General features: G+C 69.0%; 24 protein-coding genes and 3 pseudogenes. 10 read left to right on the plus strand and 17 right to left on the minus strand.

Annotated features, from left to right (window positions below; all coding sequences use genetic code 11):
• Positions 1–9 precede the first annotated feature (9 nt).
• Entirely contained in the window at positions 10–1,221 is a 1,212-nt protein-coding gene (locus tag ACIA5G_RS48610; protein WP_395936396.1) for a threonine synthase, read from the plus strand.
• Here ACIA5G_RS48610 and ACIA5G_RS48615 read toward each other — a convergent pair.
• Genes ACIA5G_RS48615 through ACIA5G_RS48625 form a run of 3 tightly spaced genes read right to left on the minus strand, consistent with a single transcriptional unit; the run spans position 1,218 to position 2,837 of the window.
• Positions 1,218–1,676, minus strand: a complete 459-nt coding sequence (locus ACIA5G_RS48615; protein ID WP_395936398.1) for a dihydrofolate reductase — start codon at positions 1,674–1,676, stop codon at positions 1,218–1,220. The two genes, ACIA5G_RS48610 and ACIA5G_RS48615, sit on opposite strands and share 4 nt — an antisense overlap.
• Positions 1,673–2,470: a thymidylate synthase gene (locus ACIA5G_RS48620; RefSeq protein WP_395936400.1), complete on the minus strand. Its 798-nt coding sequence runs from the start codon at positions 2,468–2,470 to the stop codon at positions 1,673–1,675. Before ACIA5G_RS48620 ends, ACIA5G_RS48615 begins: the two co-directional genes overlap by 4 nt.
• 10 nt (positions 2,471–2,480) lie before the next feature.
• Positions 2,481–2,837 (minus strand): arsenate reductase family protein, encoded by a 357-nt coding sequence (locus ACIA5G_RS48625; RefSeq protein ID WP_395936402.1) that lies wholly within the window; start codon positions 2,835–2,837, stop codon positions 2,481–2,483.
• A 54-nt stretch (positions 2,838–2,891) separates the two neighbouring features.
• On the opposite strand from ACIA5G_RS48625, the gene ACIA5G_RS48630 reads away from it, so the two are divergent.
• Complete coding sequence (locus ACIA5G_RS48630; RefSeq protein ID WP_395936404.1) at positions 2,892–3,485, plus strand: TetR/AcrR family transcriptional regulator; 594 nt, start codon at positions 2,892–2,894, stop codon at positions 3,483–3,485.
• Complete coding sequence (locus tag ACIA5G_RS48635; protein WP_395936406.1) at positions 3,482–4,105, plus strand: enoyl-CoA hydratase/isomerase family protein; 624 nt, start codon at positions 3,482–3,484, stop codon at positions 4,103–4,105. The genes ACIA5G_RS48630 and ACIA5G_RS48635 overlap by 4 nt, the downstream gene beginning before the upstream one ends.
• 50 nt (positions 4,106–4,155) lie before the next feature.
• On the opposite strand, the gene ACIA5G_RS48640 is transcribed toward ACIA5G_RS48635, so the two are convergent.
• Both ACIA5G_RS48640 and ACIA5G_RS48645 read right to left on the minus strand, forming a co-directional pair.
• Complete coding sequence (locus tag ACIA5G_RS48640; RefSeq protein WP_395936408.1) at positions 4,156–5,394, minus strand: RNA polymerase sigma factor; 1,239 nt, start codon at positions 5,392–5,394, stop codon at positions 4,156–4,158.
• A 5-nt stretch (positions 5,395–5,399) separates the two neighbouring features.
• Positions 5,400–5,750 carry a YciI family protein gene (locus ACIA5G_RS48645; protein WP_395936410.1) on the minus strand — a complete coding sequence of 117 codons (351 nt, stop codon included), beginning with the start codon at positions 5,748–5,750 and terminating at the stop codon, positions 5,400–5,402.
• A gap of 115 nt (positions 5,751–5,865) precedes the next feature.
• Between ACIA5G_RS48645 and ACIA5G_RS48650 the strand changes: the two genes are divergently transcribed.
• Genes ACIA5G_RS48650 through ACIA5G_RS48660 form a run of 3 tightly spaced genes read left to right on the plus strand, consistent with a single transcriptional unit; the run spans position 5,866 to position 7,495 of the window.
• A complete protein-coding gene (locus ACIA5G_RS48650) occupies positions 5,866–6,318 on the plus strand; it encodes a hypothetical protein (RefSeq protein WP_395936412.1) in 453 nt (150 codons plus the stop codon).
• Positions 6,312–6,536: a helix-turn-helix transcriptional regulator gene (locus tag ACIA5G_RS48655; protein WP_257921202.1), complete on the plus strand. Its 225-nt coding sequence runs from the start codon at positions 6,312–6,314 to the stop codon at positions 6,534–6,536. The genes ACIA5G_RS48650 and ACIA5G_RS48655 overlap by 7 nt, the downstream gene beginning before the upstream one ends.
• The gene (locus tag ACIA5G_RS48660; protein ID WP_395936414.1) at positions 6,533–7,495 is read left to right on the plus strand and encodes an NAD(P)-dependent alcohol dehydrogenase; all 963 of its coding nucleotides are present in this window, start codon (positions 6,533–6,535) and stop codon (positions 7,493–7,495) included. The genes ACIA5G_RS48655 and ACIA5G_RS48660 overlap by 4 nt, the downstream gene beginning before the upstream one ends.
• Here the strand turns inward: ACIA5G_RS48660 and ACIA5G_RS48665 are convergent.
• The 4 genes from ACIA5G_RS48665 to ACIA5G_RS48680 form a co-directional block, all read right to left on the minus strand.
• Positions 7,485–8,360, minus strand: coding sequence for a M48 family metalloprotease (locus tag ACIA5G_RS48665; protein WP_395936417.1), 876 nt, complete (start codon positions 8,358–8,360; stop codon positions 7,485–7,487). The genes ACIA5G_RS48660 and ACIA5G_RS48665 overlap by 11 nt on opposite strands.
• Positions 8,361–8,368: 8 nt before the next feature.
• Positions 8,369–9,193 carry an NAD(P)H-binding protein gene (locus ACIA5G_RS48670; protein WP_395936419.1) on the minus strand — a complete coding sequence of 275 codons (825 nt, stop codon included), beginning with the start codon at positions 9,191–9,193 and terminating at the stop codon, positions 8,369–8,371.
• 78 nt (positions 9,194–9,271) lie between these two features.
• Entirely contained in the window at positions 9,272–9,637 is a 366-nt protein-coding gene (locus ACIA5G_RS48675) for a YciI family protein (RefSeq protein WP_395936421.1), read from the minus strand.
• 151 nt (positions 9,638–9,788) lie between these two features.
• Positions 9,789–11,189, minus strand: coding sequence for an MFS transporter (locus ACIA5G_RS48680; RefSeq protein WP_395936423.1), 1,401 nt, complete (start codon positions 11,187–11,189; stop codon positions 9,789–9,791).
• 24 nt (positions 11,190–11,213) lie between these two features.
• Between ACIA5G_RS48680 and ACIA5G_RS48685 the strand changes: the two genes are divergently transcribed.
• Positions 11,214–11,654, plus strand: coding sequence for a MerR family transcriptional regulator (locus ACIA5G_RS48685; protein ID WP_395936425.1), 441 nt, complete (start codon positions 11,214–11,216; stop codon positions 11,652–11,654).
• Here the strand turns inward: ACIA5G_RS48685 and ACIA5G_RS48690 are convergent, their stop codons facing one another.
• Positions 11,655–12,515, minus strand: a complete 861-nt coding sequence (locus tag ACIA5G_RS48690) for a helix-turn-helix transcriptional regulator (RefSeq protein WP_395936427.1) — start codon at positions 12,513–12,515, stop codon at positions 11,655–11,657.
• Between the two features lie 130 nt (positions 12,516–12,645).
• Between ACIA5G_RS48690 and ACIA5G_RS48695 the strand changes: the two genes are divergently transcribed.
• Positions 12,646–13,533, plus strand: a complete 888-nt coding sequence (locus ACIA5G_RS48695) for an SDR family NAD(P)-dependent oxidoreductase (RefSeq protein WP_395936429.1) — start codon at positions 12,646–12,648, stop codon at positions 13,531–13,533.
• Here the strand turns inward: ACIA5G_RS48695 and ACIA5G_RS48700 are convergent.
• On the minus strand, positions 13,521–14,630 hold the full coding sequence (locus ACIA5G_RS48700; protein WP_395936431.1) for an FAD-dependent oxidoreductase: 1,110 nt from the start codon (positions 14,628–14,630) through the stop codon (positions 13,521–13,523). The genes ACIA5G_RS48695 and ACIA5G_RS48700 overlap by 13 nt on opposite strands.
• Before the next feature lie 71 nt (positions 14,631–14,701).
• Between ACIA5G_RS48700 and ACIA5G_RS48705 the strand changes: the two genes are divergently transcribed.
• Positions 14,702–15,382: a TetR/AcrR family transcriptional regulator gene (locus tag ACIA5G_RS48705; RefSeq protein ID WP_395936433.1), complete on the plus strand. Its 681-nt coding sequence runs from the start codon at positions 14,702–14,704 to the stop codon at positions 15,380–15,382.
• Between the two features lie 5 nt (positions 15,383–15,387).
• Here ACIA5G_RS48705 and ACIA5G_RS48710 read toward each other — a convergent pair whose 3' ends face one another.
• From ACIA5G_RS48710 to ACIA5G_RS48730, 5 genes and pseudogenes are all read right to left on the minus strand, one after another.
• Positions 15,388–15,654, minus strand: a complete 267-nt coding sequence (locus ACIA5G_RS48710) for a hypothetical protein (RefSeq protein ID WP_395936485.1) — start codon at positions 15,652–15,654, stop codon at positions 15,388–15,390.
• Between the two features lie 32 nt (positions 15,655–15,686).
• Positions 15,687–16,259 (minus strand): annotated as a pseudogene (locus ACIA5G_RS48715) (radical SAM protein); the annotation flags it as partial.
• Between the two features lie 279 nt (positions 16,260–16,538).
• Positions 16,539–18,941 carry a hypothetical protein gene (locus ACIA5G_RS48720; RefSeq protein ID WP_395936435.1) on the minus strand — a complete coding sequence of 801 codons (2,403 nt, stop codon included), beginning with the start codon at positions 18,939–18,941 and terminating at the stop codon, positions 16,539–16,541.
• 394 nt (positions 18,942–19,335) lie between these two features.
• A pseudogene (locus tag ACIA5G_RS48725) lies at positions 19,336–19,606 on the minus strand (hypothetical protein).
• A 33-nt stretch (positions 19,607–19,639) separates the two neighbouring features.
• Positions 19,640–20,212: pseudogene (locus tag ACIA5G_RS48730) on the minus strand (radical SAM protein); the annotation flags it as partial.
• A 205-nt stretch (positions 20,213–20,417) separates the two neighbouring features.
• On the opposite strand from ACIA5G_RS48730, the gene ACIA5G_RS48735 reads away from it, so the two are divergent.
• Entirely contained in the window at positions 20,418–20,978 is a 561-nt protein-coding gene (locus ACIA5G_RS48735; protein WP_395936437.1) for a hypothetical protein, read from the plus strand.
• Positions 20,979–21,089: 111 nt separating this feature from the next.
• On the opposite strand, the gene ACIA5G_RS48740 is transcribed toward ACIA5G_RS48735, so the two are convergent.
• The gene (locus tag ACIA5G_RS48740) at positions 21,090–23,810 is read right to left on the minus strand and encodes a dsDNA nuclease domain-containing protein (protein WP_395936439.1); all 2,721 of its coding nucleotides are present in this window, start codon (positions 23,808–23,810) and stop codon (positions 21,090–21,092) included.
• Positions 23,811–23,825: the final 15 nt, after the last annotated feature.

Genomic DNA, 23,825 nt, shown 5'->3' on the forward strand with positions numbered 1-23,825 from the left:
GGAGGCGCCGTGCCGCACTCGTTCCTCAGCCACCTCGACTGCTCCCGGACCGGCGAGCGCCTCGACGCCGACGCCGTCCAGGGGCTGTCGCCGGCCGGCGCGCCGCTGCTCGCGCGGTACGACCTCGACGGCGTCCGCGAAGCCGTGACGCCGAAGGACATCGCCGGGCGGGAGCCGACGCTGTGGCGCTACCACGAGGTGCTGCCGGTGCGGTCGGCCGAAAACGTCGTCAGCCTCGGTGAGGGCATGACGCCGTTGCTGCGCCTGCCGCGTTACGGCCGTGAGCTGGGGCTGTCCCGGCTGTGGATGAAGGACGAAGGCCTGGTCCCGACCGGCACGTTCAAGGCCAGGGGCGCCGCGGTCGGCGTCTCACGGGCGGCCGAGCTGGGTGTCCGCGGGATCGCGATGCCGACCAACGGCAACGCGGGCGCGGCGTGGGCGTTGTACGCGGCCCGCGCGGGGATGACGAGCCTGATCGCGATGCCGGACGACGCGCCGCAGATCACCATGCGCGAGTGCGTCGCGGCCGGCGCCGAGCTGTACCGGGTGGACGGTCTGATCGGCGACGCGGGCAAGCTCGTCGCCGAGGCGGTCCGGCGTCGTTCGGACGTGCAGGACGTTTCGACGCTGAAGGAGCCGTACCGCATCGAGGGCAAGAAGACGATGGGGTACGAGATCGCCGAGCAGTTCGGCTGGCGGCTGCCCGACGTCATCCTCTACCCCACCGGCGGCGGGGTCGGGATCATCGGCATCCACAAGGCGCTGCTGGAGATGCGGGAGCTGGGCTGGGTGTCCGGCGACCTGCCGCGGCTGGTGGCGGTGCAGGCCACCGGGTGCGCGCCGATCGTCACGGCGTTCGAGCAGGGCGCCCGCGAGAGCGAGCCGTTCCCGGACGCGCGGACGGTGGCCTTCGGCATCACCGTCCCGAAGGCCCTGGGCGACTTCCTGGTGCTCGACGCGGTCTACGCCACCGGTGGCACCGCGGTGGCCGTCACCGACGAGGAACTGCTTGCGGCGCAACGGGAACTCACCGAACGCGAAGGCACCTTCGTCTGCCCGGAAGGCGGAGCGTGCTTCGCCGCGCTGCGGCACCTTCGCGAGTCAGGCTGGCTCGAAGGCGACGAAGACGTCGTGGTCCTCAACACCGGCGCCGGGATCAAGTACCCGGAGACGGTCCCGCTCGACGTCCCGCTGCTCGCGAAGGACGGCCGGATCCCCTAGCCCCAGGTCAGGAACCGGTAGTGCAGGCCGGTCGACGACTCGTGCCACTCCCCGACGGCGTCCGGCGGGCGGCCGACGTCCGGGGCGAAGGTGTCGCCGTCGAACGACTCCTGGAGTTCGGTGACCACGATCCGGTCCGCGAACGGCAGTGTCGCCCGGTAGACCGCCGCGCCGCCGATCACCCAGCCGTCGCCGGACACCGCGGCGAGCGCCTCGGGCAGGTCGGGGAACGTCTCGACGCCTTGCTGCGGCGTGCGTGACAGCACGAGGTTGCGCCGGTCCGGCAGCGGCCGGAACCGTGGCGGCAGCGACTCCCAGGTGCGGCGGCCCATGAGGACGGTCGCGCCGGCAGTCACCGACCGGAAGTGCTTCAGGTCCTCCGGCAGGTGCCACGGCAGCGTGCCGTCGCGGCCGATGACGCCGTTCGCCGACTGCGCCCAGACGAGCCCGATCACACGGCCACCGGCGCCTTGATGCCCGGGTGCGGGTCGTACCCCTCGATCGCGAAGTGCTCGTAGGTGTAGCCGAACAGGCTGTCCGCCGGCTTCAGGCTCAGCGTCGGGAACGGCCGCGCCTCGCGGGCGAGCTGCGTGCGGACCTGCTCGGTGTGGTTGTCGTAGATGTGGCAGTCACCACCGGTCCAGACGAAGTCGCCGACCCGCAGGCCCACCTGCTCGGCGACCATGTGCGTGAGCAGCGCGTAACTCGCGATGTTGAACGGCACGCCGAGGAACAGGTCCGCGCTGCGCTGGTAGAGCTGGCAGGAAAGCTCGCCGTCGGCGACGTAGAACTGGAAGAACGCGTGGCACGGCGGCAGCGCCATCCGCGGGATGTCGGCGACGTTCCAGGCGGACACGATGATCCGCCGCGAGTCGGGGTTCTCGCGCAGCGTGCGCAGCACCTCGCTGATCTGGTCGATGTGCCCGCCGTCCGGGGTCGGCCACGAACGCCACTGGACGCCGTAGACCGGGCCGAGCTCCCCTTCGGGTGACGCCCACTCGTCCCAGATCGAGACGCCGTTCTCCTGCAGCCAGGTGACGTTCGAGTCGCCGCGCAGGAACCACAGCAGCTCGTAGGCGATCGAGCGGAAGTGGACCTTCTTCGTCGTGACCAGCGGAAAGCCGTCGGCGAGCCGGTAGCGCAGCTGGTGCCCGAAGATCGACCGCGTGCCCGTTCCGGTGCGGTCCTCCTTGCGGGCGCCCGTGTCGAGCACGTGGCGGAGCAGGTCTTCGTACTGCGTGTCCGGCATGCCCGCGAGCCTAAGGCAGGACCGAACGCACCGCTTCGGGCGTCCGCGCGACGACCGTCGTGCCGTCGTCGGCGGTGATGATCGGCCGCTGGATCAGCTTCGGGTACTCGGCCAGCGCGTCGATCCAGCGCGACCGGTCGGCCGGCGTGCGGCCCCACGTCTTGAGGCCCAGCTCCTTGGCGACCGGCTCGGTGGTGCGCGTGATGTCCCACGGCTCGAGGCCGAGGCGCTTCAGCACCGCCTTGAGCTCCGCCGCGGTCGGCGGGTCGTCGAGGTAGCGGCGCACGGTGTACTCCGCGCCGGCTTCGTCCAGCAAGGACACGGCGGACCGGCACTTCGCGCACGCCGGGTTGACCCAGATCTCCACGGACGGCAGCCTACCGTCCTGGTTTTGGAGCACTCGTTCTGTTACGGTCGCGGCATGCCCCGCCCCCGAGTCCACGACCTCGACGCGCTCCTCGACGTCGCCGAGCGGCTGATCGCTTCGTCGGGCGAGGTCACCGTGCGTGGCCTGGCCGCGGCCGCGGGCGTGCCGAACGGGACGATCTACCACGCGTTCGGCTCGCTCAGCGCGGTGCTGGCCCGCACCTGGCTGCGCGCGGCGACGGCGTTCCTCGACCTCCAGACCGCGGCCGTGGACGCCGCTTCCGCCCCGGTGGACGCGGTCGTCGCGGCGGCCGACACACCCGCGGTGTTCGCCTCCCTGCGTCCCGACGGGGCCCGGATGCTGCTGGCGGTCAAGGCGGACCGGCTCTTCGGTCCCGAACTGCCCGACGAACTGGCTGACGCCCTGCACGCACTGGACAAACGCCTGGTCGCACTCCTCGTGCGGCTCGCCCGGCTGCTCTGGGACCGCGGTGACGGCCTGGCCGTCGAGGTCGTCACCACCTGCGTCGTGGACCTGCCGACCGCGTTCTTCCGGCGGGACATCACCGATCCCCTGGTACGGGCGAGGCTCGCCGCCGCCGTGCGGGCCGTGCTGACCGTGCCCCCTCGAGAAAAGGACCGACCGTGACCGTCTCCGTGTTCGACCTGGGCGACGACGAGAACCGCTTCTCGCCCGACTGGCTGCAGCGCGCCCATTCCTTTTTGGACGGTGTGGAAGGACCGCTGGTGACCACCGGCGGCGGCAAGTTCTATTCGAACGGCCTCGACCTCGACTGGCTGATGGCCAACGGGGACAAGGCTTCCGAGTACGTGGCGGACGTGCAGGAGCTGTTCGCGCGCGTGCTGACGCTGCCGGTGCCGACGGTCGCGGCGATCAACGGCCACGCGTTCGGCGCGGGCGCGATGCTCGCGATGGCGCACGACTTCCGCGTGATGCGCTCGGACCGGGGGTACTTCTGCTTTCCGGAGGCGGACATCAACATCCCGTTCACCCCGGGGATGGCGGCGCTGATCCAGGGCAAGCTGACGCCGTCGGCGGCGATCGCGTCGATGACGACCGGACGCCGGTTCGGTGGTGCGGACGCGCTTTCCGTCGGGCTGGTGGACGAGATCGCGGCCGAGGGCGACGTGGTGAAGGTGGCTACGGAACGAGTCCAGGCGCTGGCGGGCAAGGACCGGGGGACGCTGGGCGCGATCAAGGCGACGATGTTCGCCCCCGCCGTCACGGCCCTGCGCACGCCCGCTTAGGCCTCCGGCCCCCGGTTTCCAGCTTACCGGCGGCCACCGACAATCCCGGGCTACGGCTTTGGGCACTCGGCGAGGCGACGGCGCAGGTGCTCGCGCTCCGGCTCGGTGCCGGCCAGGGCGAGGGCCTCCTGGTAGGCGGCCGCGGCGTCGGCGTGCCGGCCCAGGCGGCTGAGGAGGTCACCTCGGGCCGTCGGGAACGGGCTGTACTCGCGCAGCCGGGGCTCCTCCGCCAGGCCGTCGAGCAGAGCCAGGCCCGCCGCCGGGCCGTCGCGCATCGCCACCGCGACCGCCCGGTTCAGCTCCACCACCGGGGACGGCGCCAGTCCGCGCAGCACGTCGTAGAGCCCGACGATCTGCGGCCAGTCGGTGCTCGCCACGTCCGCGGCTTCGTCGTGCAGCGCGGCGATCGCCGCCTGGACGCCGTACAGCCCGGGCGGTCCGCCGGTCAGCGCGACGACCACCAGCGCGGCTCCCTCCTCGATCATCGTGCGGTCCCAGCGGCCGCGGTCCTGGTCGTCGAGCAGCACCAGGTCGCCGTCCGGGCCGGTGCGGGCCGCGCGGCGGGCGTGGATCAGCAGCATCAGCGCGAGCAGGCCCGCGACCTCGCGCTCGCCGGGCAGCAGCCGGCGCAGGATCCGGGCCAGCCGGATCGCCTCCTCCGCCAGGTCGAGGCGCTGCAGGTCCGGCCCCGAACTCGCCGCGTACCCCTCGGTGAAGATCGAGTAGACGACCTGGAGCACCCCCGGCAGCCGCGCGGGCAGCTCGTCGGCGTCCGGCACGCGGAACGGGATCCGCAGTGTGCGGATCCGGTTCTTCGCCCGCACGATCCGCTTCCCCATCGTCGCGCCCGGCACGAGGAACGCACGCGCGACCTCCGGCGTGGTCAGACCGGCGAGGCAGCGCAGCGTCAACGCCGTGCGGTCCTCGGCCGACAGCGCCGGGTGCGCGCAGGTGAAGAACAGCTGGAGCCGCTCGTCCGGCAGGTCGCCGCCGGGCGACGGGGCAGGTGCCGCACGCTCGGCCTCGACCTGCAGCACCGCGAGCCGGGCCGCGTAGGCCTGGTCGCGGCGCAGCCGGTCGACGGCCTTGCGCCGCGCCGTCGTCATCAGCCAGGCGCCCGGCTTCGGCGGCACACCTTCGGCCGGCCAGTGCACCAGCGCGGCTTCGATCGCGTCCGACGTCACCTCCTCGGCCAGGTCGAGGTCGCCGAACCGCCGGACGAGCGCGGCCAGCAGCAGCCCACGCTCCTCCCGGAACACCGCCTCGATCGACGCCGCTGCCCGCGTCACCGCCGTCAGTCCCCGTACGAAGCGAGCGGCCGGACCACGATGTGCCCGCCGTCTCGAGCGCCCGGGCAGCGCGCCGCCCAGTCGAGCGCAACGTCGAAGTCCGGCACGTCGACGACGAAGTAACCGCCGAGCACCTCCCGGGACTCGGCGAACGGCCCGTCGGTGACGATCCGCTCACCGCTCTCGTCGACGCGCACCGCGGCGGCTGTGGTGAAGTCCGCGAGCGAGTTCCCGCCGACGTAGACGCCGGCGTCCTTGAGCGACTTGTCGAACAACATCCAGTCCTCGGGGGTGCTGCAGCCGGTGGGCGCGCCGTCCGCGTCGAGCGAGGCGTTGATCAGCATCAGGTACTTCACGGTGTTCCTCCAGTGGCTCGGTTGCCGTACGCGACGACAACGAACGGCCCATGGCGTCTTGGACACCCTCTCCCGAAAATCTTCCGAGAGCATCCCGATGTCAAGAAACTTTGACATGATGTCCGGTTTGTTTTACTTTGAAGAGGTGACCCACGAAGAAAAGCGCGCTTGGATCCTCGGGATCGCCGCGATAGCGAGCTACGCGGTGTACCTGGCGCTGGTCCTCGGCCGGGCCGGCGGACGTCCGCTGGCCGAAGTCCCCTACGTCGCCGCACTGCTGTGGACGGTCGGCGTGTCCATCGCGGCGACGATCGTGGCGAGCATCCTCGCCGCGGTGATCTCGAGGGACGGCGAAAAGGACCAGCGCGACCGCGAGATCGGCCGGTTCGGCGAGTACGTGGGCCACTCGTTCGTCGTGATCGGCGCCGTCGCCGCGTTGCTGCTGGCGATGGCCGAAGCGCCGCACTTCTGGATCGCCAACGCCGTCTACCTGGCCTTCACGCTCTCCGCGATCCTCGGGTCGATCGCCCGGATCTTCGCCTACCGGCGGGGTTTCCAGCCGTGGTGAAACCGACCCGCGTCACCAACTCGCTCCGCGCCCTCCGGTTCGCACACGGCCAGATGACCCAGGCCGAGCTCGCCACCCGGATCGGCGTCACCCGCCAGACCGTCATCGCGATCGAGCAGGGCCGCTATTCCCCCTCGCTCGAGATGGCGTTCCAGCTCGCGCACGTGTTCGGCGTCCCGCTCGAAGAAGTGTTCCAGTACCCGGAGGAGTCCTCGTGAAAGCCATCGTCCAAGACCGCTACGGCCCGCCCGACGTCCTCGAATTCCGGGACGTCGACAGACCGGCGCCCGGTGCCGGCGAGGTCCTCGTGCGGGTGCACGCGGCCGGCGTCGACCCGGGCGTCTGGCATCTCACCACCGGGCAGCCGTATCTGTTGCGCCTCCTGGGTTTCGGGCTGCGTGCGCCGAAGCAGCCCGTGCCGGGTCTCGACTTCGCGGGCACGGTCGAGCAGATCGGCGCCGGTGTCACGCGGTTCCGCCCGGGTGACGAGGTGTTCGGCAACTGCCGAGGGGCGTTCGCCGAGCACGCCGTCGCCCGGGAAGACTTGCTCGCGGCCAAACCCGCCCGTCTGTCGTTCGAGCAGGCGGCGGCCGTCACGGTCTCCGGTTGCACCGCCCTGCAGGCCTTGCGCGACGCGGGCCGCGTCCAGCCCGGGCAGCGTGTCCTGGTGATCGGCGCGGCGGGCGGTGTCGGATCCTTCGCGGTGCAGCTGGCCAAGAGCTTCGGCGCACACGTGACGGCGATGTGCAGCACCACAAAAACCGACCTCGTCCGCACACTCGGGGCCGACGACGTTGTCGACTACACGCGCGAGGACTTCACGGCGCAGCAATACGACCTGATCCTGGACACCGCGGGCCTGCGCTCGCTGACCCAACTGCGCCGGGCGCTCACCCCGCGCGGCACGCTCGTCATCGTCGGCGGCGAGGGCGGCCGCTGGCTGGGCGGCATCCAGCGGGTGTTCCGCGCGGCCCTGCTGAACCCGTTCGTGAAGCACCGACTGGCCGGGCTGATCTCGAGCGTCCGCGGCACGGACATCGAAGTCCTGCGCGAGAAGGTCGAGGCCGGGCAGCTCACCCCGCCGCTCGACCGCACCTACCCCCTCGCCGACGCCGTCGCCGCGATCGGCCACATCCGCGCGGGGCACGCGGCGGGCAAGGTCGTCCTCACCCTCTGAAGCCGCGGTCCTTCAGCCGCTTGATCCGGTCGATGTGGGCGGGGTGCCCGGCCAGCAGCCGCGACCACAGCCGCCGCTCGTCACCGCCGTTCACCCGGATCCACTCGCGGAACAGCGTGATCAGCTCCGGGCCGTACCCCAGCCGCGCCGCCATCAGGTCGGCCCGGAATTCGCCGAGCCGTTTCGACCAGGCGAGCACCGGGCCGAGCAGCGGTGCCAGCAGCAGCCACGGGTCGAGGAAGGCGAGCGCGGTGAGGATGCCCAGCGTCAGCAGCACGGTGACGAGCACCGCCACCGATCGCCCGAAGGCGGCGAAGGCGCGTCCGATGTGGGGCACGGCCAACGCGAGCAGCCGGACCACGAGGGTCAAGACTCGGGCCGGCAGCTCCAGCCACCAGACGAGCAGCGAAATCCGGGTGTGCCCGGACAGGTGGTGGCCGAGCTCGTGCGCCAGGATCGCCTCCAGGCCGGCCGGCGGGAGGTCGAGCGCGGTCCGCGTCACCGCCACCGTGTGGCCACCCGCGGCGAAGGCGTTCAGCTCGCGCGACCGCTCGACCCACAACCGGTAGCGGCGGCCGTCCACCTCGGCCGCCGTGCAGACGGCCTGCCAGCACGGCGTGAGCCGCTCGAGCTCCCGCGCGGTCGGCGACCGCATGCCGAACAGCAGCGGCAGCAGGAAGTGCTCGAACGCGGGCACGAACGTGATCGCGCCGGCCAGCGCCCAGCCGGCGGGAAGTACCCAGAAGTACTCGGGCCAGGCCAGCTTCCCGATCAGCCAGAGCACGAGCAGGCTGCTGGCGACGACGGGCACGGCCAGCACCACACCCAGCACGGCGGAAAGGTCGGCGCGCTTCCCTTCGGTCACGACCGCCCTCAGCGGAACAGGTCCGCGTGCGCGGCCGCCCACTGGGCGAAGGTGCGCGCCGGCCGTCCCGTCACTTCGGGGACGGCGGGGTGGACCGTCGCTTCGTCGAGCGTGCCCTCGACGTAGAAGTTCCAAAACGCGTCGACGTACTCGACCGGCATGCTCGCCTCCAGCTCAGCACGCGTCTCGTCGTTCGTCAGCCCCACGAACTCCAGGTCCCGGCCGAGCACCTCGGCCAGCACGGCGACCTGCTCCGCGGGCCGCAACGCCGCCGGCCCGGTCAGGTCGTACACGCGTCCTTCGTGCCCGCCGGCGAGCGCGCGAACCGCCACCGCCGCGATGTCGGCCGGGTCGACGCTCGCGGCCGCCACGTCCGGGAACTGCGCGCGCACGGTGTCGCCTTCACGCAGCTGCGGCAGCCAGCGCAGCGCGTTGGACATGAACGCGCGCGGCCGGAGGAACGTCCAAGCCGGCCCGGACGCGCGCACCGCGCGTTCGGCCAGGGTCATGTACCGCGAAACCGCGTTGCCGAGGTCTTCCAGCGCGGCCGAACCACCGGACAGCAGCACGATCCGGCGCACCCCCGCGTCGCGCGCCTTCGCCAGCATGCCCGGCATGTCGTTGTAGCCGGCCATGAGGAAGACGCCGTCGACACCCTTGAGCGCGTCGCCGAGACCGGCGGGATCGTTGAGGTCTCCCACGGCGGCTTCGGCCCCGTCGGGGAGCACGGCGTCCGGCCGGCGCACCAGCGCCCGGACCGGCTCACCCGACGCCGCAAGGACCGAAACCACTTCCGCGCCCACGTTTCCGGTGGCGCCGGTGACCAGGAACATGGCCCCTCCCCAGGTGTCCGGGCGAGGGTAGCGCCGTCCGGCGGCGGGCGGAAGCGCCCGCCGCCGGGGAGCCGGCGCCTAGCCCGGGATCTCGTCGAACTCGACGACCTGGCGCACCTCGACCTCGATCTCGGAGTCGAACAGCTCGACGTAGCTCTTCGCGAACTCGACGGCTTCGGCGCGGTCGGCCGCGTTGATCAGCGCGAACCCGCCGATGACCTCCTTGGCCTCGGCGAACGGGCCGTCGGTGACACGGATGGCCGCGCCGCGGGGCTTCCGGACCAGCGCGCCCTTCTCCGACGGGTGGACACCCTCCGCGGTGATGAGGATGCCCTTCTCCGCCGAGTCCTGGATGAACGCCCCCATCTTCTCGATGAACTCCTGGCTCGGGTTCCAGGCTTCGGGCCGGCTCTCGTCGAGGCGGTGCATCATGAGGAAACGCATGGCTTGCTCCCTGGTCGTTCTCGGCCGGGGTCCGGTGGTCTTCCGGACGCGGTGACCGGCCTTCACCCCCGCGTCGAACGGCCGCTCGTGGCGTTCGACATTTCTCCCCGAAGATTTTTTCCGGAGATTTTCCGGGGGCAGCGTAGCCGGGTCAGCGGACCGCCGGCACCCGCTCGACCTCGGCGAACAGCGCCGCCGCACGCTCCGCCGTCACCGCGGCCCGGCGGCCGGTGCACAGCAGCGCCAGGACGAGGACACCCACGCCGAGCCCGGCGACGAGCCACCAGACCCCGCCGGCCGAACCGGCGCCCGTCCCGGTGATCGTCCCGGCGATCGCGACACCGAGGGTGGTGCCGGTCTGCCGGCCGGTCGAGGCCAGCGAGCCCGCCACCCCGGCCATCGACCCCGGCATCCCGGCGACGGCGGTGTTGGTGATCGGCGGGTTCACCGTCCCGAGGAAAACACCGAACAGCAGGTAGACCGTCAGCACGAGCGGCAACGGCGTGGCCGGGCCGAGGGCCACCGAGGCGACGCCGCCCAGCGCGAGCGTCACCCCGGCGACCACCAGCGGCAGCCGCGGACCGCTCGTACCGACCAGCCGTCCGATCCGCGGGGACAGCATCACGACGGCGACCCCCACGGGCAGCAGGCACAGCCCGGCCGCCCACGCCGACAGGCCGCGGACGTCCTGCAGGTACTGCGTCGTGACGAACAGGAACGCGCCGAATCCGCAGAGCGAGAACAGCGCCATCACGATCGCCCCGCTGAACGAAAGGCTGCGGAACAGCCGCAGTTCGAGCAGCGGGTCGGCGCGGCGGGGCTCGTGGAACAGCAGACCCAGCAGCGCGAGCGCGGCCGCGGCGAGCAGCCCGAGGATCACCGGCGACGTCCAGCCCAGCCACCGCGCCTCGATGATCGCTTCCACCACACAGCCGAGGACGACGACCACGAGCACCTGCCCGATCGGGTCGAACCGGCGCGCCCGGGCCGCGCGGGACTCGGGCACGAAGAGCGCGGTCGCGACCAGCGCGACGGCGACGATCGGCACGTTGACCCAGAACACCGCGCGCCAGCCGAAGCCGTCGACGAGCAGGCCGCCGAGGATCGGCCCGAGGGCCAGCGCCAGCCCGGACATCGAGCCGAACACGCCGATGGCGCGGGCGCGTTCGGCGGGCGCGGGGAAGGTGGTGGCGACGATCGCCATCGCGACCGGGTTGAGCATGGTGCCGCCGGCGGCCTGCACCGCGCGGGCCGCGATCAGCCAGCCGATGTCCGGGGCCAGGCTGCACAGCAGCGATCCGATGCCGAAGACGGCGAGGCCGCACTGGAACACGCGTTTGCGGCCGAACCGGTCGGCGGTGGACCCGGCGAGCACCAGGAACGCGGCCAGGACCAGCGTGTAGGCGTCGACCGTCCACTGCAGACCGGACACCGAAGCGCCGAGGTCACGGCGGATCGACGGGAGGGCGACGGTGACGATGGAAATGTCCATCACCACCACGACGATGCTGGCGCAGCAGGTCGCCAGCACGAGCGAGGGGCGAACTTTCATACCGGCGACGCTAGGATTTAGAGCGTGCTCGAAGTCAACCCGATCCCGGCCGAAGGACTGACCATCGCGGACGCGGCCCTGCGCACCGGGGTCAGCGCACACACCCTGCGGTACTACGAACGCGCGGGCCTGGTGGTCACGCACGTCGACCGCACCAGCGGCGGCCGGCGGCGCTACCGGAAGCTGGACCTGGAGTGGATCCGGGTCTGCACCAAGCTGCGCGCCACCGGCATGCCGATCAAGACGATCCGCCGCTACGCCGAGCTGGTCGCCGCCGGCCGCGGCAACGAGCCCGAACGGCTGGCGCTGCTGGAGGAGCACCGGGGTGAGGTGCTGGCCCGGCTGGCCGAGCTGCAGGAGAACCTGCAGCTGATCGACCACAAGATCGGCGTCTACCGGGGCCGCTTGGAAGCGGGCGAGGCCGACGGTCTGTGGGCACCCGGCGAACCGGTGTCCCGGCGCTGATCACCCGGGGTCGACGGCGAAACTGTCCGTGCCCAGCACCGTGAGCAGGGCGAGCTTCTCATGGCTTTCCGTGCCCGGGGTCGCGGTGAAGACGAGCAGCGACTGCCCCTGGTCCGGCTCGAGCAGCAGCTGGCAGTAGAGGTCCAGCCGGCCGACCTGGGGATGGACGAACCCTTTGGTTTCGCTGAACCGCAGGCCCACCTCGTGGCGCTCCCACAGCCCCGCGAACTCCTCGCTGGTGCGCAGCAGGACGTCGACCAGGGCTGCCGCTTCCGAGCCGGAGCCGTCCCGGGTGACCGCCCCGCGCAGCAACGCGACGTTGGTCCGGCTGTTCTTCTCGTGCTCGTCGGGCGCGTACCGCGCACGGGCCGCGGGATCGGTGAACCAGCGATACGCCGCGCTGCGGGCGTTGCCGGTGTGCCGGGTCTCGTCGCCGAGCAGCGCCACCGCGGACGGCGTCTGCAGCAACGTCTCGCCCAGCGCACCCATGACCTGCGCGGTGGTGCCGGTCAAGCCGTCCATGACCCGCATCAGCCCCGGGCTCACGTGCCGCGACCGCAGATCACGCCGGGCGGCGCGGTAACCGGCGAGCAGGAACAGGTGATCACGCTCGTCCGGGGTCAGCCGCAGGCCGCGGGCGATGGCCGCGAGCATGGACTCCGACGGCTGCGGCCCGTTGCCGCGTTCCAGCCGGGCGAAGTAGTCGGCGGACATCGTGCACAGCTCCGCCACCTCCTCACGACGCAGCCCCGGCGCGCGCCGCCGTTGCCCCCGCCGCAACCCGACGTCCTCCGGCTGCAGCGCCGCCCGCCGGGTGCTCAGGAACGCACCCAAGGACGCCCGGTCGAAAGTGTCGCTCATGGTCCTCATCGTTGGCCGTCGCGCGGGGTTTAGCCACTGACTGCCGGTCAGTGGCTGAGCGTGTCCTTCTTCCGCTTGCTGTGCCTGCCTTTACTGGGGAAGCGATCGAACGACAAGCCAGGGAGCAGCGATGACCAAGTGGACAACGGAAAACCTGCCGGAGCTCGCCGGCCGGACGGTGGTGATCACCGGCGCGGGCCGCGGTCTGGGGTTGATCACGGCGCGGGAGCTCGCCCGGGCCGGCGCCCGGGTGGTGCTGGGGGTGCGGGACGTCGGCAAGGCCCGCACCGCGGTCGCCGAGCTGCCCGGCGCCTTCGAGGTCCGGCCGCTCGACGTCGCGGACCTGGCTTCGGTGCGGGCGTTCGCGGACTCCTGGTCCGGCGACCTCGACGTCCTGATCAACAACGCCGGCGTGATGGACATCCCCGCGGAGCGGACCGGTGACGGGCTCGACCGGCAGACCACCACCAACTACACCGGTCCGTTCCTGCTGACGAACCTGCTGCTCGACCACGTCACCGACCGGGTGGTGCACGTGACCAGCCAGCTGCACACCCAGGGCAAGATCGACCTGGCCGACCTCGATTGGCGCACGCGTAGGTACCGCGGGATGGCCGCCTACCAGGCGTCGAAGCTCGCCGTGGTGCTGTTCTCCCTGGAGCTGCAGCGACGGCTGACCGCGCGCGGCAGCCGGGTCCGTTCGGTGCTGGCCAGTCCGGGGATCGCCCGAACCGGCCTGGCCGCCCATTCGCGGTCGAACGTCGTCAACCGGTTCAAGTTCCTGACCAACGCCCCGGAGCAGGGTGCGCTGTCGGTGCTCTACGCCGCCACCGAAGACGTGCCCGGCAATGCCTACGTCGGCCCGGACGGTCCGGGCGGTCTGCGGGGCTATCCGGCCATTCGCCGGCAGGGCAAGGCGGGTCTCGACGAGGCATTGGCCGGCCGTCTATGGGACAGGACCGCCGACCTCGTCGGGGCGGTGGGGCAGCCGGAGTTCGGTTGCCCTCAGCCAGGCTGAAAGAACGCGAGCAACCGCTGGGCCGCATCCGGCGAGTTCAGCAGTTCCTGCATACCCGCGGACATCCGGGCGGCGGCGCCGGTGCGTTCGAACATCTCGCGTTCGTACTCTTCGACGGCGGCGCGGTGGTCGTCCGGGTGCGCGGCCAGCGCGAGGCCGAGCAGCGCGCCGTCGAGCAGGGCCATGTTGGCGCCCTCCCCCACCGGGGGCATCAGGTGCGCGGCATCGCCGAGCAGCGTGACGCCGGGCGTCGACGGCCAGGTCAGGCCGATCGGGAGCGTGGTGATCGACCGCGGCTCGACCGTGTCGTCACAAGCCTCGATCAGCGCGTGGAACCGCTTGTCCCAGCCGGGAAGCAGGTCGATCAGCCGCGCCCGGGCGGCCGCCGGGTCGTCGAACGGGATCCCGCTGGTGGCGAACCAGTCCTCGGCGGTGTTGTAGAAGTTGACGCCGATGCGGACGCGGCCGTCGCCGTTGCGCTGCGCCGCCAGGGACAGCCCGTCGCCGAACACCCAGTAGTTGCCGCGCCCGACCATCGCCGCGAGGTCGGGGTGGGTGCGGTCGATGTCGGGAATGCCGAGCTCGACGACGTTCTGGCCGAGGTGCGCCGGGCGGGCGTCGGTGAGCAACGCGCGGACCCGGGAGTTCGCGCCGTCCGCGCCGACCAGCAGGTCATACGTCGCCGTGCTGCCGTCGGCGAAGCGCAGCAGGCCGTTGCCGGCGGATTCGAACGCGTGCCCCCAGCGCACCGCGCCTTCGGGCAGGGAATCCAGCAGCAGGTTGCGCAGGTCGACCCGGTCGACCTCGGGACGGAGGGAGGGGGCGTCGTCCGGGGTGTCCTCCTGGAGGAGCAGGGTGCCGTCCGGCTCGAGGAGCCGCAGGTCCTGGCCTTCGGGCCGGGCGATCCGGTGGAACTCGTCGATCAGGCCGGCTTCGCGCAGCGCCCGCTGCCCGGAGTGGATGTCGAGCATGCCGCCCTGGCCGCGCGCGTCGCGGGACGATTCCCGCTCGTAGACGACGGCGTCGATCCCCTGGACGTGCAGCACCCGGGCGAGAGCCAGGCCGCCGAGGCCCGCTCCGACGATCGTGATGGTCATCCTGGCCACTCCTTCGATACACCGTACTTGTCGATACAGTGTATCGACTGATGCGTTGTATTGTCACCGGCATGTTGTTGTGGGAAAGGCCGGAGCCGCCGAACCGTCCGGTGCCGGTGCCGCTGAGCCGGGAGCTGATCGTGCGGGCGGCGATCCGGCTGGCCGACGCGGACGGCCTGGACGCGGTGTCGCTGCGCAAGGTCGCCGCCGCGCTGGACGTCGGCCCGATGCGGCTGTACGGCTACATCGACAGCAAGGAAGAGCTGCTCGACCTGATGGTCGACGCGGTCTACGTCGAGATCCGGCCGGCCGGCGACGGCTGGCGGGAGGTGCTGCGGTCCCACGCCGAAGCCACCCGGCACGCCGTACACGAGCACGAATGGCTCGCCGATCTCCTGGGCGGCCGGCCACAGCTCGGGCCGCACGCGCTGGCCAACGGGGAGACGGTGGTGGCCGCACTGGCCGGCGTCGAGCTGGACGCCGTCATGCCGATGGCCGCCGCGGTCAACGCGTACGTGATCGGCGCGGTGCGCCGGGAGATCGCCGAGCGCCGGGCCGAACGCGCCTCCGGGCTGGACATGAAGCGTCACCAGTCCGCGCTCGGGCCCTACCTGAACCGGGTCTTCGCCACCGGCCGCTTCCCGGCACTGGAGACAGTGGTGCGCGACGCCGCCCACCTGGACGCCGACGAGACGTTCCGGATCGGCCTCGACTGCCTGCTCGACGGCATCGAGGCCCGCATCTCAAGGTGACGAGGTCAGCGGGCGAGCCAAGGAGCCAGCAACGCCTCGAGATCGGCGTCGGACAACGCCCGCGGCCCGCTGTCGAACTCGTGCCACCGCGACGCGTCACACGCCGCCGTGTACTCGACTTCGAACGCCCGCATCAGGACGTACATGAACGTCACCGAGCTGAACCGCTCACCCAGCAACGTCCGCGCTTCACGGGCGACGTCCGTCGCGCCGACGAAGTCCGTGAGCTTCAACGATTCCGCAGCCGGGTCCAGCAGGCTGGGGGCATACATCACGACGATTTCTCCATCACTGAAACGAAAACTCAGCCTTCGGCGGCGAGCTGCCCGCACGCCGCAGCGATCTCCTGGCCCCGGGTGTCCCGAACAGTACAGGCCACCCCACCCGCGTTGACCAGCCGCACGAACTCCCGCTCGACCGGCTTCGGACTGGCGTCCCACTTGCTGCCCGGCGTCGGGTTCAACGGGATCACGTTGACGTGCACCAACTGTCCCAAGTGCTTCCGCAGCCGCTTCGCCAGCAGCTCCGCCCGCCACGGCTGGTCATTGATGTCCCGGATCAACGCGTACTCGATGGACACCCGCCGACCCGAAGTGTCGGCGTAGTACCGAGCAGCGGAGAGCACCTCGTCCACCGACCAGCGCTCGTTCACCGGCACCAGCGTGTCCCGCAGCTCGTCATCCGGCGTGTGCAGCGAAACGGCCAGCCGCACCTGCATCTTCTCGTCGGCGAGCTTCCGGATCGCCGGCGCGAGCCCCACCGTCGACACGGTGACCGACCGCTGCCCGATCCCCAGCCCGTCCGGCGAAGGATCGGTGATCCGGCGGACCGCGGCCACCACACGCTTGTAGTTGGCCAGAGGTTCACCCATCCCCACCCTTTTACAACATCCGGTCTGCCCGCATTTTTTGCAGTTCAAGCGCACCGAAGCTATTGATGTGTCGTGCGCCACATGACCGCTCGAGCCAGCCGCCTACCCACCCCGCGCAGGCCCACACCGGCCCTCCCGGCGACGTACGCGACTTTGACCGGCACGCACGCCATCCTCGATGGAGCACGTCCAGGGCATGCCCAGATGCTGACCATTGCACGAGAACTACGGACGCATCGTTGCCGTGGAGAGGACGAACTTCCACTCGGCCATCATGTGGCGCGTTCATTCTTCCCCGGCGCGCACAGCGTCAGCCGCGCCAGGAGTCCCGGCGGCCACCTCCTCGTCAAGGTCGTCGAACCGTCCGTGGGCGACCAGTAGCCCGATTAGCGCGCCAGCCGCGCTGGCGTGGCCAGCGTCCACCAGCAGGCGCAGTTCGGCTACGACCTCGTCGGTCGTGCCGCGTGCGGCGAGCAGCCGGGACAATAGCCTGATGTGTTCCCCGATTCCGAGCCAGCCACTTTCCGTGACACAAGGGCGCAACAGAGTCACAGCGCCGTCGATATCCCCCTGACCAACCAGCCATTCAGCCGACCGAAGCAAGGCCGCTTTGTCTCCACTTCGGGCGCGGCGGTCGAGGTCGTCGATACGATTTCGATCGGCCAGCAGTTGGGCGAGTCGGTCGCAGGCGTGGCGGTCTCCGAGACTGGCGTATCGTTCAAGTTCTTCGATGCAATGGTGGTCGGCCAGCAGCTTCACTAACCGGTCAAGCGCCTGATCGTCACCGCCGTCCGCGTAGGGACGCAATGCGGCCACCGCCTCGTCAGCCTTTCCCTGTTTGCTCAGAAGATCAGACAGGCGATACGCAGAAAACCGGTCACCACGATCAGCACGCTCGGTCAGTTCAGGCAGCCGCCCCTGAGAGGCATAAAAACTGGCCAGTTGGTACGCAGCAATCGTGTCACCACGGTCGGCGGCGACCGTCAGCTCGGCTACGGGAATCTCCCTTGGCGGTACCGATACGTCATACTCGCTCTCGGTTTCGATGAAGAGTTCGTAGAGCGACCTCGCGGTCTTACGGACAGTCTGATCGTCGACCCCGGCGAGTTGGCCGAATTCGTCGATCCGATTACGGACACTGAGAAATATGCCCATCTGAACGAGTGCCAGCATGTCGCCTTGCTCCGTAATCGGGCGGAGCACCACCATCGCTTCGTCGAATCTTTCACGATCGACCAGATAACGAACGAAGTCGTAGTAGGCCTGCTTGTCACCGACCGCAATGCCCTTTTGATAGAAAGCTTCTGCGTCTGCTTCACGACCGCGCCGGACAGCGCTGTCCGCAAACCTCTTCACATCGTCCGGATGATGGTGGTCGATCTGGGCTTTCCACACGCGGTCGGGCAAGTGAACACCACGGCGTTCACGGCGAGCATGCTGATGAAGGTAGTCCGCGACAACGTAGCCCGCGATCTTCCCCATGCCAGCGGGTGAAGCCAGCAGCGCAGAAGCGGCCCCGTGCAACGGGGTCGTAGCGTAATCCAGTGCCTGGTCCAGCCAATCCTCAGGCGCCGTCGCCTGCTGGCTCGGAGTGAGATACGCCGGAGTCGCGTCGGCCAGGTACTGGCGGCTCAGCGAAGCTTGCCCTCCCACCCGGCGCGCATCAAGGGCCGCGGTGATGACGGCCTGGCCGTAACACTGGGCAGCGGGCGCCTGTTCCCACCACCGAACCAGCTCCGGCCCGGCTGCGAGCACCTGGGTGATACCGGCATCGGAACTGTCTAACGCCACCCCCAGCCGCCGGTCGACGGACGCGAGAGCGGCGGTCCGGCGACGTTCAGCAGGACTGAAATCCGCGGGAACATCGATGATATGGGCCAGCCGGAGCAGTTCACGGTCGTTCGCATAGCGATCTGGCTCGCGACTTTTCTTCTTCGCGATTTGCGGCTCGTAGTAGTCAGGCCACAGCGTCGCCACGACGACCACGCCAGCCCCGATTAGGTCGCGCACTGCGCTGGCGGCCTTCTGATCGAAGTAGCGCTGCAACTCGTCGAGCCACAGCACCGTTCGCGGGACCGGCTCCGCCGACATGCCCTCGATCGCCGCCGGGCCGGACGGATGAACCAGCCACCATTCCGGCAGCACTGCCGTCACGGCCTCGTAGAGAGCTCGAGTCTTGCCCACCGACGATCGGCCGGTCAGCAGGACGAATCCACCGCGGCTGGCTGCGACCGCGAGCTGGGATCGCAGATCCGCGTCGAGATCCCGTGGCACGTAAGCGGGCAGGTCGCCCTCGGCGTCGGCGACCCGGATCGCGGCGTGCACTCCGAGGAGTCGGGCTCGCGCAGTCCGCACCCGCACGGCGCCGGGCGGTCGCGGCTGATATGTCGTCGTGACCCGTTCCCAAGCGGCCAGCCATGGCCGCCGCTGCTCCTCGGTGGCAAGCCCGCAGACCGTCAGGAATAGGTCCACGGTGTTCCGCGACGGAGTCGACCGGCCCTGAAGCAAGTCGCATAGCGTGCTCGACGGCAAGACCTGTTCGCGCCCATCAACGCGCCGCAAGGATCGCGCGGCTTTGTCGAGCGCGGCGTAGGTCGTGGCACCGCGCAGCCTGCTCAGCCCCGCAGCAAGCTGCTTCAAGGTGGTGATCTCACCCGGATCCGGGGGTTCTCCGGCATGGTCGTGCATCACAACACTCCCGACTCCGTCCGGCGGCAGCCGCCGGACCCTGCCGGACCACCGTAGAGGATCGGTCGGCACACTCGGATTGTCACCGCTTCGCGGCTCCGTCCACAGGCCAAGCCAGCCGGGCTTGTCCGGCGCTGTCGCCGGACATCCCTGCCGTCTGCTGCACTCGGCGTGTCCCCAGGAGACCGGCCAACTCCTCTCCGTCTCAGAACCTCACTGGAGTAAGCGGATGCCGAAGCACTGCATATCGCCCACTTGGCGTAAGCGGATAGTCCTTGCTCTGGTCACCGGAATCTCGTCAGGCATCGCCCGGCGTTGACCAGCTGGGCGCTTGACCACCACGCGCTAGTCTGGACCGCGCTGACGGAGCTTGTCCGCTGACCTGCTGAGCGGGTCAGCGGACGAGCCAGGGAGCAAGCAGCTTCTCCAGGTCAGCATCCGACAGCGCGCGGCCCACAGCGGAACTCGTGCCAACGCGCCGCGTCCCGCGCGTCGGTGTACTCCACCTCGAACGCCCGCATCAGCACATACATGAACGTCACCGAGCTGAACCGCTCACCCAACAGAGTCCGAGCCTCACGAGCCACCTCGGTCGCACCGCGAGCGCACACGTCCGTGAGCCGAAGCTCGTCCGCAGCCGGATCGAGCAGGCTGGGGGCATACATCACGACAAACTCTCCATCATCGAAACGAACAAATCAGCCTTCGGCGGCTAGCTGACCACAGGCCGCGGCGATGTCCTGACCTCGGGTGTCCCGGACGGTGCAGGCGACACCGCCGGCGTTCACCAGGCGCACGAACTCCCGCTCGACCGGCTTCGGCGATGCGTCCCACTTGCTGCCCGGCGTCGGGTTCAGCGGAATGACGTTGACGTGGACCAGCTGACCCAGGTGCTTGCGCAGCCGCTTCGCGAGCAGATCAGCTCGCCATGGCTGGTCGTTGATGTCCCGAATGAGCGCGTACTCGATCGAGACTCGGCGTCCGGAGGTGTCCGCGTAGTACCGCGCGGCCGAGAGCACCTCATCGATCGACCAGCGGTTGTTCACCGGCACCAGCGTGTCCCGCAGCTCGTCATCCGGCGTATGCAGCGACACCGCCAGCCGCACCTGCAACTTCTCGTCGGCCAGCTTCCGGATCGCCGGCGCCAGACCCACCGTCGACACCGTCACCGACCGCTGAGAAATACCAAGCCCAGCAGGAGCTGGATCAACGATCCGATATATCGCCGATATAACGCGACGAAAATTCGCGAGAGGTTCACCTCTCCCTACCGTTTTACAACACCGTGCTATGCCACAAAACCGCAGGTTGACACCAGGCCAGTAGTCGAAAGTGACCTTGACCATAGGGCGCCCCCCGCCCCGAAAGGCTCGACAGGTGCCGCCTCACAGGGTCCATTGCCACGACCACAGTGACCACCGCAAGCTGCATAGCCATGGGTTGACATGACACAGGGCGCAGTTCATAGTGATAGGTATGCACTCCGACACTACTCTCGCTGCCGAGGTAGAGGCTGCTGTTTCCGCAGCAATCGGCGCGATCCTGAAGGAGGACGACCCCGTGAAGCGCTACGAGAAACTCGGCCATCAGCTCACCGTCTACGATCGCGTCGTGACCCGGATCGCCGACGAGAAGGCTCAGTGTGCAGCTGACCTCGCCAGCAAGGGTGAATCGTTTGCACGCGTTGCCGGTTTGCTCTCCGTCGGTACCCGATCCCGTGCCCAGCAGCTCATCGGACGAGGCAGACGCCAGCCCGTGATCTTCGCGTTCCGCGACCAAAACGGCGAGCTCCACGGCGACGCCCACCTGTTGGCGACCATCCCACACGACGAGGCCCAATTACAGTTCGAGCCGACCGACCGCAACCTGTTCTTCACCGGTCACCTGCTGCAGGTGTACTTCGGCCACGTCGACGAGGACACAGTCACTCCCAGCCTGTACGCGTACACAACCGTCGACACCACAACTGGCGAGCGGCGAGTACGCCCGACCCAGAAAATTCACGACATCCTCTTTGCCACCCGCACCGACAGCTGATCACCTATCGGACAGCACTGGACCAGCGCGAATGACGGTGCACCGGCCGACCCGACAACGAACATCCGAGACGCGAACAGGAATCAACTCACCCGCAAGACGGCTGGCCAGCTAGCCGTCGACGACAGGATTCCCTGGCAGGTCTCCCCTCTCAGCGATTCGGTCAATGAGTTGACGCTGGTTGGCCAACTCTGCCGCTCCAGCGTCGTTCTGTTGATATGCCGCCAATTTTGTCATTTCTTCACGGGCGGCATGGACCTCGCCGCACAAAGCGAGAAGGACAGCATACTGAGCGCGGACTGGAACAAGCAGATCGACCAACTGGTACTCCGAAACCAGGGGCAGGAGGAGATTCTCACTAATATTACGTGCACCTTGGAGATCGCCCAGATCAAGCACTTCATCGATGGCTTCCTGCCCGGCTCGGACAGCTGATCGCCAAGCCGATGCAGCGCTGTAGAATTTCATCGCGTGAAGGAAGGCCATCGCGACCGAAGACTCGCTTAGACGCTTGTTGGCAGCAGCGAGGAGATAAAGACTGTCGGCGACGTGCCTGAAGTCGTCGTCACGAGTAGCGGTGTCGGGTACGGCGGCTCGCAAGTCACCAGGGTTCGCGCCGAAGACATCTCCAAGGCCAAGCCCGAGGCGATCGTAGTAGTCCTCGACGAGGCTCAGCGCCTCAGATGCTGCGTCCCCATAAACCCCGAGGTGAAACAACGATAGTGCGCGGTTGTAACGGATGATCAGTTGCACCATCGCATCTCCCTCAGCGCTTTCTAGCCCGACCCTGAATGCAGCCTCGACTCCATCTCGGTCCTTTCGCAGGGACGCGGCGATCATCTGCTTCATTGCGAGCGCCGACCCAGCACGCGCATCCGTGCCTGCGCCCACAGCGGTAGTCATCTGGTCCACCATGCTAGGAATAGGTCCATAGCTGCCCACGCTGTAGTCCCAGAACGCTAAGGCATCAAGCGCCCAGAAGCGTACTTCGTCGCCAAGATCGGTGGACTGCGCGACCGCCTCAATAGCGGCCCTAACCTCTCTTGGATCACCGACCTGGTGGAATTCCTCCTGAGTGGCAATGTCGATCAACGTTTCCTGCCGGCCGGTCTGCGGCAGCAGCCGCAGCCACAAGCCGAACCGGCCGACCGTCCACCGCGCGGGAAGAGATCGTTGCACCAGCACGACGAGGTTCTCCAGGGCTGCACTGAGGATCTCTGGATCCAAGGTCGCACGGTGATCGCGGGCCAGAAGCCGAAATGCATCATGGATTTTGATTCCGTCGCCAGTCACCTGGAGAATGCTTGACCTCATAAGATCCCGGACCGCCGCTGCCGCCGCTGCCGGCGTCAACCCTGCCGCCGAGACGAGGTCGAGTGCCTCCTCGGTGGTTAGCGGTACATCTGCGAGCTCGAGCAACGAAGCAACGAAGCGAGCGGGCAGCGTTAGCTGCTTGAACGTCTCGGCAAGGATGACTTCCTGCGCAGTCTCCACGTGAGTGAGCCTTGCTTCCACTGCGTCTAGGAACTCACTAACGTCGCGGTCGTAGGCACGAACAGCGAGTCGGACAGCTGCCTTCACATAGAGCGGTACCCCAGCAGTCAGCCGAAGAAGACGATGCACGGCCGCTACCTCAACTGGACATCCCTCCGCGGCGAACACGGCCGCGACATCGTCCTGCGACCAACCACCGAGTTCCTCGGCCTGGATCTCCAACAGGGCTTCAACCGGAGCTTGCCCTGGCCAAGGCTGACCAAGCAACACGAACCGCACGTCAGGCGCCGCATCGACGAGCGAGCGCAACGCTTCTGCGGACAAGCGGTGCACGTTGTCCAGAACAACGGTGACCTCGAGTTCTTCCTCTCGAAGCCGCCGCGACAGGAAGGCCATCAACTCAAGGCCGCTCGCTGCGGGTAGTGCTGCGCCGCCTCCGCCCAAAGCTCGCCCTGGCAAGAACCGCGCAACCAGTTCGCGGGCCAGCGAGGAAGCCACGGCCTGGCTCGGAAGTTCGCCAACGTCGAAGTAGGCAGTCGGGAAAGGATGGCGCAACGACATGATCGAGGCCCAGGTGGTCTTGCCCGCACCCGACACTCCGACGACCAGTTGTACCCTGCCTGGCGCTGACAGATCCGGTTCCAATGACTGCTGACGGTAGTCGACAGGCGGCTGCGGGAAATCGTGCAACTGGACAACCAACTGCTCAAGGAACTCGTGAAGCTGAGCCTTGGTCACCGCGTGGCCAGCGTGGCCGGTCGCCATGTACTGCGCAAGTCCGGCAAGCTTGAGCACCAACGTCTCTGGCGCCAAGCTCGGGAAAGGAACCCCGCCAGCTAACTCGACGCACGCCTCCATAGCTTCTTGCAGCCCCTGCCAGGGCGTCGGCAGCGACAGATCGACGCCGCCAGCCGTTCCCCCGGGCCACACCAGGGCCACGTCAGACGGCCAACTCGACGACGCTATGCGGGCACGAAGGTCAGGCCCAGGGGCGGCGTTGCTCACGATCGCGAAGCCGGCGTCACCCACCCGCTCGCCACCAGCATGCGCCCGGCGCAACTGCTCGAACCGCGGCAACACTCCGTCCAAGTCGCTGAACCGAAGCGGGCGTTCACGAGTCTTCACCTGCACATACACCGTGCCTGAAGGACGTACCAGCTCGACATCCTCATCGTGCTCGATCACTACCTCGTCGGTGTCCGTCCGGTCCATCGTGAGCAGACACGCCACCGCGTAGAGATGCTGATAGCCAAACCCACGGTGAGTTGCCTCGATGCGCACCAGTTGCGCGGAGTCGAGGACCGGACTTGTCTGGGCATCCTCTGGCAGGTTCAACATAGCGACCAGTTTGGC

This window comes from Amycolatopsis sp. NPDC051758, from assembly GCF_044453095.1.
Lineage (GTDB): Bacteria > Actinomycetota > Actinomycetes > Mycobacteriales > Pseudonocardiaceae > Amycolatopsis.